Annotated in this window: 13 protein-coding genes; 9 read left to right on the top strand and 4 right to left on the bottom strand. The window is 74.9% G+C overall.

What is annotated here, in order from left to right; all coding sequences use genetic code 11:
* Positions 1–220: 220 nt before the first annotated feature.
* On the bottom strand, positions 221–1,162 hold the full coding sequence (locus ABZW32_RS02225) for an NAD-dependent epimerase/dehydratase family protein (RefSeq protein WP_356210025.1): 942 nt from the start codon (positions 1,160–1,162) through the stop codon (positions 221–223).
* Positions 1,163–1,302: 140 nt separating this feature from the next.
* Here ABZW32_RS02225 and ABZW32_RS02220 point away from each other — a divergent pair, with 140 nt between their 5' ends.
* The 4 genes from ABZW32_RS02220 to ABZW32_RS02205 all read left to right on the top strand — a co-directional run bounded on the left by ABZW32_RS02220 (position 1,303) and on the right by ABZW32_RS02205 (position 7,467).
* Positions 1,303–2,805: an aminopeptidase P family protein gene (locus ABZW32_RS02220; protein WP_356210023.1), complete on the top strand. Its 1,503-nt coding sequence runs from the start codon at positions 1,303–1,305 to the stop codon at positions 2,803–2,805.
* 71 nt (positions 2,806–2,876) lie between these two features.
* Complete coding sequence (locus tag ABZW32_RS02215) at positions 2,877–3,818, top strand: oxygenase MpaB family protein (RefSeq protein WP_356210020.1); 942 nt, start codon at positions 2,877–2,879, stop codon at positions 3,816–3,818.
* A complete protein-coding gene (locus ABZW32_RS02210) occupies positions 3,800–5,893 on the top strand; it encodes a serine/threonine-protein kinase (RefSeq protein ID WP_356210018.1) in 2,094 nt (697 codons plus the stop codon). Before ABZW32_RS02215 ends, ABZW32_RS02210 begins: the two co-directional genes overlap by 19 nt.
* Entirely contained in the window at positions 5,890–7,467 is a 1,578-nt protein-coding gene (locus ABZW32_RS02205) for an NAD(P)/FAD-dependent oxidoreductase (RefSeq protein WP_356210016.1), read from the top strand. The genes ABZW32_RS02210 and ABZW32_RS02205 overlap by 4 nt, the downstream gene beginning before the upstream one ends.
* A 33-nt stretch (positions 7,468–7,500) precedes the next feature.
* On the opposite strand, the gene ABZW32_RS02200 is transcribed toward ABZW32_RS02205, so the two are convergent.
* On the bottom strand, positions 7,501–7,947 hold the full coding sequence (locus ABZW32_RS02200; protein WP_356210013.1) for a nitroreductase family deazaflavin-dependent oxidoreductase: 447 nt from the start codon (positions 7,945–7,947) through the stop codon (positions 7,501–7,503).
* A gap of 74 nt (positions 7,948–8,021) precedes the next feature.
* Positions 8,022–9,188 (bottom strand): FAD-dependent monooxygenase, encoded by a 1,167-nt coding sequence (locus ABZW32_RS02195; protein WP_356210011.1) that lies wholly within the window; start codon positions 9,186–9,188, stop codon positions 8,022–8,024.
* A gap of 82 nt (positions 9,189–9,270) precedes the next feature.
* On the opposite strand from ABZW32_RS02195, the gene ABZW32_RS02190 reads away from it, so the two are divergent.
* Both ABZW32_RS02190 and ABZW32_RS02185 read left to right on the top strand, forming a co-directional pair.
* Positions 9,271–9,897, top strand: a complete 627-nt coding sequence (locus ABZW32_RS02190; protein ID WP_356210009.1) for a TetR family transcriptional regulator — start codon at positions 9,271–9,273, stop codon at positions 9,895–9,897.
* A 9-nt stretch (positions 9,898–9,906) separates the two neighbouring features.
* Complete coding sequence (locus ABZW32_RS02185) at positions 9,907–10,284, top strand: VOC family protein (protein WP_356210007.1); 378 nt, start codon at positions 9,907–9,909, stop codon at positions 10,282–10,284.
* Positions 10,285–10,375: 91 nt separating this feature from the next.
* Here ABZW32_RS02185 and ABZW32_RS02180 read toward each other — a convergent pair whose 3' ends face one another.
* Entirely contained in the window at positions 10,376–12,151 is a 1,776-nt protein-coding gene (locus tag ABZW32_RS02180; protein WP_356210004.1) for a serine hydrolase, read from the bottom strand.
* A 195-nt stretch (positions 12,152–12,346) separates the two neighbouring features.
* On the opposite strand from ABZW32_RS02180, the gene ABZW32_RS02175 reads away from it, so the two are divergent.
* The 3 genes from ABZW32_RS02175 to ABZW32_RS02165 form a co-directional block, all read left to right on the top strand.
* Complete coding sequence (locus tag ABZW32_RS02175; protein ID WP_356210002.1) at positions 12,347–13,453, top strand: nitronate monooxygenase family protein; 1,107 nt, start codon at positions 12,347–12,349, stop codon at positions 13,451–13,453.
* Positions 13,454–13,543: 90 nt separating this feature from the next.
* A complete protein-coding gene (locus ABZW32_RS02170) occupies positions 13,544–15,100 on the top strand; it encodes an acyl-CoA synthetase (protein ID WP_356210000.1) in 1,557 nt (518 codons plus the stop codon).
* A gap of 102 nt (positions 15,101–15,202) precedes the next feature.
* A partial coding sequence (locus tag ABZW32_RS02165) for a hypothetical protein (RefSeq protein WP_356209998.1) occupies positions 15,203–16,389 on the top strand: 1,187 nt, incomplete at its 3' end.

Raw genomic sequence — 16,389 nt, 5'->3', positions numbered from 1 at the left:
ATGGTGCCGCAGGCGGCAATCGCGCGCCCGGACCCGCCCGTGGGCGTACGCCCCCAGGGGGGTGCCCCGAGGACGTCAGCCCCCCGCCGCCGCCTCCCGAGCCAGGACCGACACGGCCCGGCGGATGTCCCCCGGAGAGCGCCGGGTTCCACCGTGCCGACGGCCCGCCCCGGTCCGAGCTCCCCGGTGCGGCCCGCCGCGACGGCCCCGGCGGCGGCGGTCAGCCGGTGGCGGTCAGTCGTTCGCGCCACCACGCGAGCGTCGTCTTGACCTGCTCGTCGACGGGCGTGGCACGGACCGCGAAGGTGGACTCCCAGGCGCCGGAGTCGACGACGAATGGGCGGTCGAACTGGTAGCGGATCTCCTTGAGTTCACGCATCAGCGGAGAGAAGAGCGAGAGCGCGCCCACGACGGCCGACGGCAGTCCGCGTACGGCGACCGGCCCCGTGCCCGACTCGTCGGCGAGCCGGCCGACCATCTCCCGTACGGACAGCGCCGGTCCGGTCGGGACGTGCCAGGCCCGCCCCCAGGCGCGTTCCTCGCCCGCGGCCTCGACCAGCGCGGCGGCCACGTCGGGGAGATAGGTCCAGCTGTGCGGGGCGTCGGGGTCGCCGAGGGCGGAGACGGGCCGGCCGCGCAGCACCTGCGGGACGACCCGGCCGGCCAGGTGCCCGCCGTCGGTCACGCCGGGGCCGAAGAAGTCCGAGGCCCGCAACTCCACGGCCTTCAGGCGGCCCTGCTCGTGCAGGGTCCGGGCCGTCTCCCAGGCGGCGGCCCGCACCCGCCCCTTGGGGCCGGTGGCCGCGAGGGGCAGCTCCTCGGTCAGGGGGCGGTCCACGGGACCGTAGCCGTAGAGGTTGCCGAGCATGACCAGCACGGCCCCGGTCTCCTCCGCCGCCGTGCAGAGGGACGAGGTCAACGCGGGCCATTCGCCCGCCCAGCGATGGTAGGGAGGCGCGGCGCATCCGAAGACGGCGTTCGCGCCCCGTACGGCCCCGGTCAGCCGGACGGCGTCGGCCGCGTCCAGTGCGACGTGCTCGATGCCCGGTTCCGGAGCACGGCCCGACCGGGTGAGGACCCGTACCGCATGTCCCCGCCCGGCCAGCAGCCGGGCCGTGGCCGCGCCGGCGGGCCCGAATCCCACGACGACATAGAAACTCACGTACGAACCCTAGCGCGCGGACCCCATGTCACTTCCGGCCACCGGGGCCGGGGTCGTGCCACGATGGCGGAGGCCCCTCGCGATCAAGGGAGGGGTCCGGTGGGTTCAGAGGGTGAACGGATGGAATTCAGGAGGCGGTTGTGACCGAGCGTTCGTCCGAGATCCGGCAGTCCGGTGCGGGGGACCCGACGTCCGGGGGAGAGGGGGCCGGGCGGGCCGGGGAGGCGGAGCGGAACGAGGGCCGCGGGCGCCGGCGGGGGGTGAGCGAGGAGCTGGCCGAGAACATGCGGCAGGGCTGGGCCGACACCGAGCGCCACGACATCGAGCCCCTCCCGCAGGCCGCCCACACCGCCCGCCGGCGCGCGGCGCTCTCCGCCCGCTTCCCGGGCGAGCGCCTGGTGATACCCGCCGGCAACCTGCAGGTCCGCGCCAACGACACGCACCACCCCTTCCGCGCCTGCTCGGACTACGTGTATCTGACCGGCGACCAGAGCGAGGACGCCGTCCTGGTGCTGGAGCCCGGGGAGGACGGCGGTCACCGGTCCACCGCGTACCTGCTGCCCCGATCCGACCGGGAGAACGGCGAGTTCTGGCTGTCCGCCCGCGGCGAGCTGTGGGACGGGCGGCGGGCCGGTCTCACGGAGAACGAGCGGCTCCTTGGCCTGCCCTGCGCGGACGTCCGGAAGCTGGCCGCCGCCCTCGCCGAGGCCACCGGCCCGGTCCGCGTCCTGCGCGGTTACGACGCCGGCATCGAGAAGGCCCTGCGGGACAAGGTGACGGCCGGGACCGACGAGGAGTTCCGGGTCTTCCTCTCCGAGATGCGCCGCGTCAAGGACGAGTTCGAGATCGGCGAGCTCCGCAAGGCCGTCGACTCCACCGTCCGCGGCTTCGAGGACGTCGTGAAGGTCCTCGACAAGGCCGAGGCCACCTCGGAGCGCTACGTCGAAGGCACCTTCTTCCTGCGCGCCCGCGTCGAGGGCAACGACGTCGGCTACAGCACCATCGCGGCCGCCGGCCCCCACGCCACCACCCTCCACTGGATCCGCAACGACGGCGACGTCCGCTCCGGCGACCTGCTGCTGCTCGACGCCGGCGTGGAGACCCGCACCCTCTACACCGCCGACGTCACCCGCACCCTGCCCGTCAGCGGCACCTTCTCCCCGCTCCAGCGCACGGTCTACGACGCGGTGCACGACGCCCAGGAGGCCGGGATCGCCGCCGTCAGGCCCGGCGCGCGCTACCGCGACTTCCACGAGGCCGCCCAGCGGGTCCTCGCCGAACGGCTCCTCGCCTGGGGCCTGCTCGGCGCACGCACCCTGGAACAGGTCCTGGAGCTGGGTCTGCAGCGCCGCTGGACCCTGCACGGCACCGGCCACATGCTCGGCCTCGACGTCCACGACTGCGCCGCCGCCCGCTCCGAGACGTACGCCGACGGCGTCCTCGAACCCGGCGTCGTGCTCACCGTCGAGCCCGGCCTGTACTTCCAGGCCGACGACCTGACCGTGCCCGAGGAATACCGCGGCATCGGGATCCGGATCGAGGACGACATCCTCGTGACCGAGGACGGCAACGAGAACCTCTCGGCGGCCCTGCCGCGCCGGTCGGACGAGGTCGAGTCCTGGATGGCCGCCCTGCGGGCCTGACACCAGGCCGCGGCCGCGACGACGGGTGGGCCGACCCCCGCCCGGGTAGGCTCCCCGGCGGGAGGCGGGCCATGAACGCAGCTCCGTACGGGGGTGCGGACCCGGGGCTCTACGGGCCCGGGTCCGTCACCTGGCAGTGCCACGGCGACCCGGTCATGTGGATCGCCGGCGTCCGCGCGCTCTACCTCCAGGCCCTGCACCCGCGCGCCGTGCGCGGGGTGATGGCGAACAGCTCCTTCCACCGGGACGCCTGGGGCCGGCTGCTGCGCACCGCCGACTTCGTCGGCACGATCACCTACGGCACCACCGGGAGCGCCGAGCGGGCCGGAGCCCGGGTCCGGGCCCTGCACGCCCGGCTGTCCGCCACCGACCCGGACACCGGGGAGCGCTTCCGCGTCGACGACCCCGAGCTGCTGCTGTGGGTGCACTGCGCGCAGATCGACAGCTTCCTCCACGTCCTGCTCCGCTCCGGCGTCCCCCTCACCCCGGACCAGGCCGACCGCTACGTGGACGAGAACCGGGTGAACGCCCGCCTCGTCGGCCTCGACCCGGCCGACGTGCCCGCCGACACCGCCGCGCTCGCCGCGTACTTCCAGGAGGTCCGCCCCCGCCTCGCGGCCGGGGCCGACGCCCGCGCCGTCGACGACTTCCTGCGCGCCCCGCCCGTACACCCCCTCCTCGTCCCTGGCCGAAACCTGCTGTGGAGACCGCTCGCCGGAACCGCCTACGGGACCCTGCCCGACTGGGCGCACCGGCTCTACGGGCGCACCGCCCCGCCCCCACGTGTCGTCACCCGGCGCCTACGCCTCACGGGTCGCGTGTTGCGCAGCATTCCCGCAGGTCTACGCTGGCGGCTGCCTCCAGGTCACATCTTGAAAGCGATGCGCCGGCTGGGCCCCGGGAGCCGCCCCTCCGCGTACACACTGCGTACACCAGCGGCCATACTGGACCGGCCGAGGAGGGCGCGGCACGACGACGGGGGCGGCTTTAAGACATGGCGGAGTCCAGACTGATCCAGGGCCGGTACCGGTCACTCGATCTGATCGGGCGCGGCGGCATGGGCGAGGTGTGGCGCGCCCGCGACGAGTCGCTCGGCCGTCAGGTCGCGGTGAAGTGCCTCAAGCCCATCGGGCCCGAACAGGACGCCCACTTCACCCAGGTCCTGCGCGAGCGCTTCCGCCGGGAGGCACGGGTCGCGGCCTCGCTCCAGCACCGGGGCGTCACCGTCGTCCACGACTTCGGCGACGACAGCGCGGCGGGCGGTCCCCTCTACCTCGTCATGGAACTGCTCGAAGGCCGCAACCTCAGCCAGCTGATGGAGGACAACGAGGCGCGCCCGCTCCCCGTCGACGTGGTCCTCGACATCGCCGAGCAGATGGCCGCCGCCCTCGGCTACACCCACGACCAGGGCGTCGTCCACCGCGACCTCAAGCCCGCGAACATCATGCGGCTGACCGACGGCACGGTGAAGATCTGTGACTTCGGCATCGCGCGCCTGGCCCACGACATCGGCTTCACCGCCAAGCTCACCGGCGGCGGCATGGCCATGGGCACCCCCCACTACATGTCGCCCGAGCAGATCGCGGGCGGAGAGGTCGACCACCTCAGCGACCTCTATTCCCTCGGCTGCGTCCTCTACGAGATCGCCACCGGAGCCCCGCCCTTCGACCTCGGCGACTCCTGGTCCGTGCTCGTCGGCCACCGGGACAACGTCCCCGTACCGCTGCGCGACCACCGCCCCGAGCTGCCCGCCCACTTCGAACAGCTCGTCCTGGAACTCCTCGCCAAGCGCCCCGAGGACCGCCCCGGCGACGCCCGCCACCTGCACCGGCGCCTCGTCGAGGGCCGCTCCGGCCCCGGCGGGCCGACCGCCGCGCACCCGCCGCTGCCCGCGTGGGCCGCGGGGATGACCGCCGGACGCAAGGCGGGCATCGACGCCCGGCCCGCGTCCGGGGAGTGGGCCGTGCTCACCGGCTCCTGGACCGCCGCCCGCCCCGCGACCCCTGCCGCGGGCACCGCCGCCGGTTCGGGGGAGCAGCGGATCCTGCGGCCCGCGCCCGCCGAGGACCCGCGCCTCACCCCCGTCCGCGGGCTCGCCGGCACCGCCGCGGCACCCGGCCCGGACCGCCCCGACGCGCTCGACGCCGGACACACCCGCGCGTTCGTCCTCAGCCGGGCCGGCCGCCCCGAGGAGGCCCTCTCCGTGTACGCGGCCGTCGCCCAGGGGCGCGCGAAGCTCCTGGGGCCCGACCACTCCGACACCCTGGCGGCGCGCCAGGAGGAGGCGTACGAGCTCGGGCGGCTCGGGCGGCACGGCGAGGCGTACGAGACCTACCGCGCGGTGCTCGCCGCTCTCGTCCGCACCGCGGGCCCGCGCCACCCCGACACCCTGCGCTGCCACCACAGCCTGGCCTGCGCCCTGAGCGCCCTGGGCCGGCACGCCGAAGCCCACGGCGCCGCCGCCGAGGTGGCGGCCGACCGGGCCGCCGTGCTCGGCGCCGAACACCCGGACACCCTGCGGACCCGCTACGAGGCCGCCTACTCCCTCGGCCGGCTGGGCCGCTGGGCCGAGGCCCTGACGGGCTTCCGGCACGTCGCCGCCGTACGGGACCGGGTGCTCGGCCGGGACCACCCCGACTCCCTCGCCGCCCGATACGAGACCGGCATCGCGCTCGGCCGCACCGGCCGCGCCGCCGAGGCCCTCGACCTGTTCCGCTCCCTGGTCCGCGACCGCACCCGCGCCTACGGCGCCGCCGACCCGGAGACCCTGCGCGCACGCCACGTCCTCGGCGTCAACCTCGGGCGGCTGGACCGCTGGGAGGAGGCCGTGGCCGAGGCCCGCGCGGTCGGCGCCGCCCGCGCCAAGGCTCTGGGAGCCGAACACCAGGACACCCTGGTCAGCCGGCGCGAACTCGCCGTGGGGCTGGGCCGCCTGGGCCGCTGGGACGAGGCCCTGCCCATCTACCGGGACCTGTCCGGCATCCGCGAGCGGTCCCTGGGCGACGAGCACCCCGACACCGCCCTGGCCCACGCCGACGAGGCGCACTGTCTGGAGCGGCTCGGCCAGGTGTGCTACCAAGAGCCATGACGACCTTCGGGCGGGACGTGTACGACGACGTGATCGTGGGCGGTGGGCACAACGGCCTGGTGGCCGCCGCCTACCTGGCCCGGGCGGGCCGCTCGGTGCTGGTCCTGGAGCGGCTGGGGAACACGGGCGGGGCGGCGATCTCCAGCCGTCCCTTCGTGGGCATCGACGCCAGACTCTCGCGCTACTCGTACCTCGTGTCCCTGCTCCCGTCGAAGATCGTCCGCGACCTGGACCTGCGGTTCGCGGTACGCCGCCGCACGATCTCCTCGTACACGCCCACGGAGCGGGGCGGGCGGCCCGGCGGACTGCTCGTCGGCGGCGGGGAGCGGCGCACCCGGGAGTCCTTCGCCCGGCTGACCGGCTCGGAGCGGGAGTACGAGAGCTGGCGCGCCTTCTACGGGACCACGGGGCGGGTCGCCGGGAAGGTGTTCCCGACCCTGACCGAGCCCCTGCCCACGCGGGCGGAGCTGCGGGCCCGGATCGACGACGAGGACGCCTGGCGGATGCTCTTCGAGGAGCCCCTCGGGCAGGCCGTGGAGCGGAACTTCGCCGACGACCTGGTCCGCGGGGTGGTCCTCACGGACGGGCTGATCGGCACCTTCGCGGACGCCCACGACCCCTCCCTCGCGCAGAACCGCTGCTTCCTCTACCACGTCATCGGCGGCGGGACCGGCGACTGGGACGTGCCCGTGGGCGGCATGGGCGCGCTCACGGACGCCCTCGCGGCAGCGGCGGCCAAGGCGGGGGCGGAGATCGCCACCGGACACGAGGTGCTGCGGATCGACACGGACGGCGTCTCGCCGGCCGAGGTGGTGTTCCGCACGGCGACCGGGGAGGGCCGCGTCGTCGGCCGCACGGTCCTGGTGAACGCCTCGCCGCAGGCGCTGGCCGAACTCCTCGGCGAGGAACCGGACCCGGCCGCCCCGGCCCCGGAAGGGGCCCAGTTCAAGGTCAACATGCTGCTGAGCCGGCTGCCCCGGCTGCGCGACGCATCCGTGGATCCCCGCGAGGCCTTCGGCGGGACCTTCCACATCGCCGAGGGGTACGAGGAGCTGCGCCGCGCCCACGCGGAGGCCGCCGCCGGGGAACTGCCGTCCGTACCGCCCTCGGAGATCTACTGCCACTCGCTGACCGACCCCTCGATCCTCGGGCCGGAGCTCGTGGAGCGGGGCTGCCAGACGCTCACCCTCTTCGGACTGCACACCCCGGCCCGGCTGTTCGCCCACGACAACCAGCAGGCCCGCGAGGTGCTCCTGACCGCCACGCTGGCCCAGCTGGACGCCCACCTGGCCGAGCCGATCACCGACTGCCTGGCCTTCGACGCCGACGACCGGCCCTGCATCGAGTCCAAGACCCCGCTGGACCTGGAGCGCGAACTGCGGCTGCCCGGCGGGCACATCTTCCACCGGGACCTGTCCTGGCCCTACGCGGACCCCGCGGCCGACGCCGCCGGGCGCTGGGGCGTGGCCACCGCGCACCCCAACGTCCTGCTGTGCGGCGCGGGCGCGGTGCGCGGCGGCGGCGTCAGCGGCGTCCCCGGACACAACGCGGCGATGGCGGTGCTGGGGCACTGACCGGGCCTCCGTCGGGCCCGGCCGCGCTCCCCGTCAGACCGGCTCGATCACCACGATCGGGATCTCGCGGTCGGTCTTCGCCTGGTACTCGTCGTACGCGGGCCAGTGGCCGACCATCAGCGGCCAGTACGCGGTGCGCTCCTCGGGGGTGGCGGTGCGCGCGGTCCCCTGGCGGACCTCGGAGCCGACCTGGACGCGCACCCGGGGGTCGGCGGTCAGGTTCCGGTACCACAGGGGGGCCTCGTCCGCCCCGCCCTTGGAGGCGACGACGAGGTAGCGGCCGTCGGCCTCGCCGTAGATGAGGGGGGTGCGCACCGGGTTTCCGGACACCCGGCCCACCGTGGTGAGCAGCAGGGTCTGGGTGCCGTTCCAGTGGTGGCCCTCGGCCCCGCCCGAGCCCACGTACAGCCTGACGTGGTCCAGTTGCCAGCTCCCGGGCCTCGGGTCGGTGGGGTGTTCCCAGTCGATCTCGGTCGTCATGTGTGTTCCGCCTGCCTTCGTGTCGAACGGTCAGCAGTCCCGACAACGAGTGCGAACGCCGGGGGGCACGGTCTTCATTCCGGCCGCCCCGGGAGGGTGAACCCGTTGTAGAGGTCGTCCAGGGCGCGCTGCGCGGCGCGGGCCGGCAGGAGGCGCACGGCCAGGTCGCGGGCGGCCACGGCCAGGGGGTGGGAGAGCGTCGTGACCCGGCCGGCCCGGCGGGCGCGGAGCCGGACGGCGTCGGTGCGGGCGAGGCGGGCCCGGCTGTAGGCGGCGAGTGCGGCGGGTACCCCGTCGGCTCCGGCCGCCAGATGGGCCAGGACGACGGCGTCCTCGATCGCCTGGCAGCCGCCCTGGCCGAGGTGGGGCGTCATCGCGTGCGCGGCGTCGCCGATCCAGGCCGTCCGGCCGTCGTGCAGGCGGGGGAGCGGGGCCGCCAGGTCGTGCAGGTCGTGCTGGAGGACGGCCCCGGGGTCGAACCGGCCGAGCAGGTCCGGGACCGGGTCGTGCCAGTCGCCGAAGCGGCCGTGGAGTTCGCCGGGCACGTCGGCGGGTCGGTGGCCCTCGGGGGCGACGGCGGTGGCGTAGGCGTAGACGCGGCCGTCGGCGAGCGGCACCACCCCGAAGCGCCGGCCGCGGCCCCAGGTCTCGAAGGCTCCGGGCAGGGCGGGCCCGCCGGCGGGCAGGACGGTGCGCCAGGCGGTCTCCCCGCTGTAGCGCAGGCCCGGGTGGTCCGGGAAGTACCGGCGGCGCAGGGGGCTGTGGATGCCGTCGGCGGCGACCAGCAGATCGGCCGGGAGCTCCCCGGCGTCCGTACGGACCACAGTGCGCCCGTCGGCCGGGTCCGCGCCGGTGACGGCGGTGCCGTAGCGCAGGGCCCCGCCGGGCAGCGCGTCCGCCAGGGCTTCGGTGAAGGCCGCCCGGTGCACGGCGAGCGAGGGCCGGCCGTAGCGTGCGGTGAGCGCGGCGGTGTCGGCGCGGACCAGCCAGGACCCGTCGGGGCGGCGCACCCCCATGGCGGCCGGGACGGCGCGGCCCGCCGCCCGTCCCGCGTCGAACCCGATCGTCTCCAGGGCCCGCAGGGCGTTCGGCGCGAGCACGATGCCCGCGCCCGCGGCGGTCGGCCCGGCCGCCCGCTCGCAGACGGTGACCCGCCACCCCTGGCGGTGCAGGGCGAGGGCCGCGGTGAGCCCCCCGATCCCGGCACCCGCGACGACTGCGTGGCGCGGACGCTTGTCCATGGTGCGGCCTTCCTGCCGGCTCCGCGCCCTCTACATCCGTAGAGGGCGATGTGTCGTCACTCTACAGTTGTAGAGTGACGGCATGTCCACCCCCGAACCCGCAGTCCCGGCCGCCGCGCAGGCGCCCGCGCCGGACCGCCGCGCCCTGATCTCCGACGCCGCGATCGGCCTGGTCGCGGCCGGCGGACTGCGGAGCCTGACCCACCGGGCCGTCGACGGAGCCGCGGGACTGCCCGCGGGCAGCACCTCGTACTACTTCCGCACCAGGGCCGCGCTGGTCGGCGCCTGCTACCGGCGGCTGGCCGAGCTGGACCTCGCCGACTTCGAGGAGGACGCCCGCACGCCCGGCCCCTGGGACCGGGACACGGCGGCGCGGGCGCTCGGGGCGCTCCTGTACCGGTGGCTGTCCGAGGGGCGGGAGCGCCAGCTGGCCCGCTTCGAACTGAGCCTGGAGGCCGCCCGTACCCCGGAGGCGGCCCCCGAGCTGCTCCGCGCGGGCCTGGCCGTCCGCGCCCGCGCCGCCGGGCTCCTCGGGGCGCTCGGCGCCGACCGGCCGGACGAGCGCGCCGCCCTGCTGGCCGCCTGGACGGACGGGCTGCTCTACGACCGCCTCGCGGGCGCCCTGGCGGGCACGCGCCCCGCGCCGGATCCCGCCGAACTGGCCTCCTCCGCCCGCCGCATGATCGATGCGGCGCTGGCCGCGCCGTAGGCTTCGGCCATGATTGCCGAACTGCAGTGCGTGGTGCTGGACTGTCCGGAGCCCCTGGGGCTCGCCGAGTTCTACGCGGGCCTGCTGGGCGGGGAGGTCAACCGCCCGGACCGGCGCTGGTCCGTGGACGAGGACTGGGCCACGCTGCACACCCCGAACGGGCAGGTGCTGTGCTTCCAGCGGGCCGTCGGGCACCGCGCGCCGAGCTGGCCCGACCCGCAGCGGCCGCAGCAGTTCCACCTCGACCTCGCCGTCCCGGACCTCGACCGGGGCCAGGAGCAGGTCCTCGCCCTCGGCGCGCGCCTCCTGGAGCAGGGGCCGCCCGAGCGCGACTGGCGCGTCTTCTCCGACCCCGCGGGCCATCCCTTCTGCCTCGTCCAGGGCTGACGGGCCGGTTCCGGCGGGCGGGAGCGGCGGGCCGGAGCCGATGGGCCCCGGCCGGCGGGCCGGGGCGGGTTCGCCGCGCCGAGGGGCGCCCTCAGTCCGCCGAGCGGGTCCAGCCGACGGCCTCCACGCGGGCCGCGTCCGCCGGCCGGTCCTCCGAGAACAGGAGCCGGGCCGGTTCGGCCACCCGGACGACGTCCACGTAGACGCCCCGCCCCACATAGCGGCCGCTCGCGCCGTGGCGGAAGCGGAGTCTGACCTCGCGGCCCGCCCAGCCGGGCAGCGGGGCCTCCAGGCGGTGCCAGATGCGGCCCGACCAGCCGCCCGCGCTGCCCTGCGGCCAGGACTCGGGGGTGCCGCCCGTGGAGCGCACGGTGGTGAAGGGCAGCGGCTCCCACACCGCCCCGTCGGCGGACGCCTCCACGTGGAAGGCGCCCGCGCCGGGCACGGTGTCCCACCAGACGGCGCAGCGCAGCCGGGCCGAGGCGGTCGCCGGGGTGAGGGGAGGCAGGGTCAGGGTGCCGGAGCCCGCGGTCTCCATCCCCGAGTACCAGGCCGGTCCGCCGTGCCGGGTGCGGACCGGCACCGCGCGGGCGAAGCGGTTGCCGGTCGCCACCCGGGGCGCGCTGCCGGCCCGCCAGGTCCGCACCGGGTGGACGGAGTTGCCCAGCAGGACGAGGAAGGAGTCGGTGGAGGGGTCCAGCACCAGGGAGGTCCCGGTGAACCCGGTGTGCCCCGCCGAGTGCGGGGTGGCCATGGCGCCCATGTACCAGTGCTGGTAGAGCTCGAAGCCGAGGCCGTGGTCGTCGCCGGGGAAGGCCGTGTTGAAGTCGGTGAAGAGCAGCTCGACGGAGGCGGGGCGCAGGATGCGCCGGCCCGCGTAGGCCCCGCCGTCGAGCAGGGTGCGGGAGAGGACCGCCAGGTCCCAGGCGGTGCCGAAGACCCCGGCGTGGCCCGCGACCCCGCCGAGCGCGTGGGCGTTCTCGTCGTGGACCTCGCCCCACACCAGTCCCCGGTCCAGGCCCGACCAGGGCGGGCGCTGCACCTCGGTCGCGGCGGTGACCCGGCGCCAGGACAGCGGCGGGTTGTAGCGGGTGCGGTGCATCCCGAGGGGGATGGCGATCTCCTCCTGGAGCAGGACGTCCAGGGTGTGACCGGTGAGCCGCTCCAGGAGCAGTTGCAGCGTGATGAGGTTCAGGTCGGAGTAGCGGTACACGGTCCCGGGGGTGTCCTGCGGGCGCACCGACCACAGCAGCCTCAACTGTCCGGCCCGGGTGGACTCCTGGTAGAACGGCGCCCACGAGCGCAGCCCCGAGGTGTGCGTCAGCAGCTGCCGGACCGTGATGGCCTCCTTGCCCCCGCCGGTGAACTCCCGGAGGTACCGCTCGACCGGGGCCTCCAGCTCCAGCAGACCCCGTTCCATCTGCTGCACGGCCAGGATGGAGGTGAAGAGCTTGCTCAGCGAGGCGAGGTCGAAGACGGTGTCCTCGGTCATCGCGATCCGCTCGGCGGCGGGGAACTCCCGCGGCCGGTCGGTGCGCCCGTCGTAGTCGGCGTACCGGACGGCGTCGCCCATCGCGCGGTGCAGGGCCACCGTGCGGCCGCGGCCCGCGAGGACCACGGCCCCGGCGTAGTAGGGGTGTTCGGGGGAGGGGCCGAGGAAGCGCCGGGCCTCCTCCGCGACCCCCTCCAGGTGCCGCTCCAGCAACCCCGCCCGGCGGGCGGAGCCGTAGCGCAGCCGCAGCCCCTGAAGGGCCCGCCGCTCTGCGCCGCCGCCCGCCGCGCCCGCGCCCTGCCCGGGCAGCGCGGCGTGCAGGACCAGCACCCCGCCCAGCGTCAGCAGCCGCGCCCCCAGCCGTCTGCGGCTCATCGCGCCACCGCTCCCGGCCGCCCGTGATCCCGTACCCGAACCGCCCATGTCCGGCCCTCCTGTTCCTGCCCGCGCACGCTACTGGCTATCTGCCCGCCCGCCGCGCACCCTCCGCACCGACCGGCCGTCAAAGAATCTGACACTGCATCAGAAAATCTCTTCCCTCGGACGGTGCCCTGCGGCATCCTCACCGCCATGGAGACGGAGCTGAGCAGGACACTGGGAGTCGAACACGCCATCTTCGGCTTCACGCCCTTCCCGGCGGTCGCCGCGGCCATCACCCGCGCGGGTGGATTCGGCGTCCTCGGCGCCGTCCGCTACACCGCCCCGGACGACCTCAGGCGCGATCTCGAATGGATGCAGGAGCACACCGACGGCAAGCCCTACGGGCTCGACGTGGTCATGCCCGCCAAGAAGGCCGTCGACGGCATCGGCGAGGCGGACATCGAGGCGATGATCCCGGCCGCGCACCGCGCCTTCGTCCGCGACACCCTCGCCAAACACCACGTGCCCGAACTGCCGGAGGGCGAGGCCTCCGGCTGGCGGATCACCGGCTGGATGGAACAGGTCGCCCGCAGCCAGCTCGACGTCGCCTTCGACTATCCCGTCAGACTCCTGGCGAACGCCCTCGGTTCCCCGCCCGCCGACGTCATCGCCCGCGCCCACGAACACGGCGTCCTCGTCGCCGCCCTCGCCGGCAGCGCCAAGCACGCCCGCCGCCACGCCGAGGCCGGCATCGACATCGTCGTCGCCCAGGGCTACGAGGCGGGCGGCCACACCGGCGACATCGCCACCATGGTCCTGGTCCCGGAGATCGTCGAGGCCGTCGCTCCGCTGCCGGTCCTGGCCGCCGGCGGCATCGGCAGCGGCGAGCAGATCGCCGCCGGCCTCGCCCTGGGCGCCCAGGGCGCCTGGCTCGGCTCCCTCTGGCTCACCACCACCGAGGCCGACCTGCACTCCCGCGCCCTCACCGAGAAGCTCCTCGCCGCCGGGTCCGCAGACACCGTCCGCTCCCGCGCCCTCACCGGCAAGCCCGCGCGCCAGCTGCGCACCGAGTGGACCGACGCCTGGGACGACCCGGACGGACCCGGTCCGCTGCCCATGCCGCTCCAGGGCCTGCTCGTCGCCGAAGCCGTCTCCCGGATCCAGAAGTACGAGGTCCAGGCGCTGCTCGGCACCCCCGTGGGCCAGATCGTCGGCCGGATGAACAGCGAACGCAGCGTCCGGGCCGTCTTCGACGAACTCACCGCCGGCTTCGAACGCGCCATCGACCGGGTCAACCGGATCGCCGGCCGGACCTGAGACCGGACCTGAGACCGGACCTGAGACCGGACCCGAGACCGGACCCGAGACCGGACCCGAGACCGGACCTGAGAGAGGAACGCCACCGTCATGACCGACCCACAGCGTCCCAACGGCTTCTGGGCCCAGGCGGGCGCCGACCCGGACCGGACCGTCCTCGTCACCCCCGACGGCGAGGCCTGGTCCGCCGGCCGGCTGCACGCCGACGTCAACCGGCTGGTCCACGGCCTGCGCGCCGCCGGGCTGGAGCGCGGCGACGTCCTCGCCGTGGTCCTGCCCAACGGCGTCGAGTTCCTCACCGCCTACCTCGCCGCCTCACAGGCCGGCTTCTACCTGGTCCCGGTCAACCACCACCTCGTCGGCCCCGAGATCGCCTGGATCGTCTCCGACTCCGGCGCCAAGGTCCTCGTCGCCCACGAGCGCTTCGCCGACGCCGCCACCGCCGCGGCGGACGAGGCCGGCCTGCCCGCGGACCACCGCTACGCCGTCGGCGCCGTCCCCGGATTCCGCCCGTACGCCGAACTCCTCGACGGGCACCCCGCCACGCCCCCGGACGGCCGCACCCTCGGCTGGGTCATGAACTACACCTCCGGCACCACCGGCCGCCCGCGCGGGATCCGCCGCCCGCTGCCCGGCAAGCTCCCGGAGGAGACGTACCTGGGCGGGTTCCTCGGGATCTTCGGCATCCGCCCCTTCGACGACAACGTCCACCTCGTCTGCTCGCCGCTCTACCACACCGCCGTGCTCCAGTTCGCGGGCGCCTCCCTGCACATCGGGCACCCGCTGGTGCTGATGGACAAGTGGAGCCCCGAGGAGATGCTGCGCCTGATCGACCGCCACGCCTGCACGCACACCCACATGGTCCCCACCCAGTTCCACCGCCTGCTGGCCCTCCCGCAGGCCACCAAGGACGCCTACGACGTCTCCTCCATGCGGCACGCCATCCACGGCGCCGCCCCCTGCCCCGACCACGTCAAGCGGGCGATGATCGACTGGTGGGGCCGCTGCGTGGAGGAGTACTACGCGGCGAGTGAGGGCGGCGGCGCCTTCGCCACCGCCGAGGACTGGCTCAAGAAGCCGGGAACCGTCGGCAGGGCCTGGCCGATCAGCGAGCTCGCCATCCACGACGACGACGGCAACCGGCTGCCCCCCGGCGAACTCGGCACCGTCTACATCAAGATGAACACCGGCGGCTTCAGCTACCACAAGGACGAGGGCAAGACCAGGAAGAACCGCATCGGCGACTTCTTCACCGTCGGCGACCTCGGCCTGCTCGACGAGGAGGGCTACCTCTTCCTCCGCGACCGCAAGATCGACATGATCATTTCGGGCGGGGTGAACATCTACCCGGCGGAGATCGAATCCGCCCTGCTCACCCACCCGGCGGTCGCGGACGCCGCGGCCTTCGGCATCCCGCACGACTCCTGGGGCGAGGAGGTCAAGGCCGTCATCGAGCCAGCCGAGGGCTTCGAGGCCGGCGAGGCGCTGGCCGCCGAGATCCTGGCCCACTGCGAGCGCCGGCTGGCCGGCTACAAGCGCCCGAAGTCCGTGGACTTCATCGAGGTGATGCCCCGCGACCCGAACGGCAAGCTCTACAAGCGACGGCTGCGCGACCCCTACTGGGAGGGCCGGGAACGCGCCGTCTGAACGGGCCGCCACGCCCGGGGGCGGCGTGAGAAGTGCCACGTCAGCGCCCCCGGGGCGCCGTATGGGCCGCACCCGGGGGACACATCTGGCAAGTTGGCTGATATGAGTACGGCAACGCACAAGTCACCCCTGACCGACTGGACCGTCATCGTCCCCGTGGTGGCGCTCATCGCGCTCGTCTTCAGCTGGGGACGGGAGCTGCCCGGCTTCGCCGTGGGCCTGGTCGCCCTGTGTCTCGCGGGAGCGGTACTGGCGGCCGTGCACCATGCCGAGGTGGTCGCCCACCGGGTGGGGGAACCCTTCGGCTCGCTCGTCCTGGCCGTCGCCGTCACCGTCATCGAAGTGGCCCTCATCGTCACCCTGATGGCCGACGGCGGCGACAAGACCGCCTCCCTCGCCCGGGACACCGTCTTCGCCGCCGTCATGATCACCTGCAACGGCATCGTGGGCCTGTCCCTGCTCGTCGGCGCCCTGCGCAACCGGGTCGCCGTCTTCAACGCCGAGGGCTCCGGCGCCGCGCTGGCCACCGTGGCGACCCTGGCCGTCCTCAGCCTGGTCCTGCCGACCTTCACCACCAGCAAGCCGGGTCCGGAGTTCTCCGCCGCCCAGCTGACCTTCGCCGCGGTCGCCTCGCTCGCCCTGTACGGGCTGTTCATCGCCGTCCAGACGGTCCGCCACCGGGACTACTTCCTGCCGGTGGCCACCGGTGCCGCCGCCGGTGGCACGGGCGCGGAGGGGGACGGCGACGGGGGCCACGCCGAACCGCCCACCCTCCGCGCCACCCTGATCAGCCTCGGACTGCTGCTCGTCGCGCTCGTCGCCGTCGTCGGCGACGCCAAGTCCGTCTCGCCCGCTATCGAGGCGGGCGTCGCCAAAGCCGGCCTGCCCAACGCGGTCGTCGGTGTGATCATCGCCCTGCTGGTGCTGGCCCCCGAGACCCTCGCCGCGGTCCGCGCCGCCCGTCGCGACCGCGTCCAGACCAGCCTCAACCTGGGCTACGGCTCGGCCATCGCGAGCATCGGCCTGACCATCCCGGCCATCGCCCTCGCCTCGATCTGGCTGACCGGACCGCTGCTGCTCGGCCTCGGACCGGTCCACATGGTGCTGCTCGCCCTCACCGTCGTGGTCAGCGCCCTCACCATCGCGCCCGGCCGGGCGACCCTGCTCCAGGGCGGAGTGCACCTGGTGATCCTGGCCGCGTACCTGCGCGGTCCTCGGCGACCTCGTCGCGGTCTGCCGCCACAAGCTCGCCCAGGCAACGGGGCCCGGCGAGTCGGCCTACACCCAGC

This window comes from Streptomyces sp. NPDC004667 (assembly GCF_040609475.1).
Taxonomy (GTDB): Bacteria; Actinomycetota; Actinomycetes; order Streptomycetales; family Streptomycetaceae; genus Streptomyces.
Note: the sequence above shows the minus strand (reverse complement) of the source record. Positions and strands in the feature narration are given on the sequence as shown.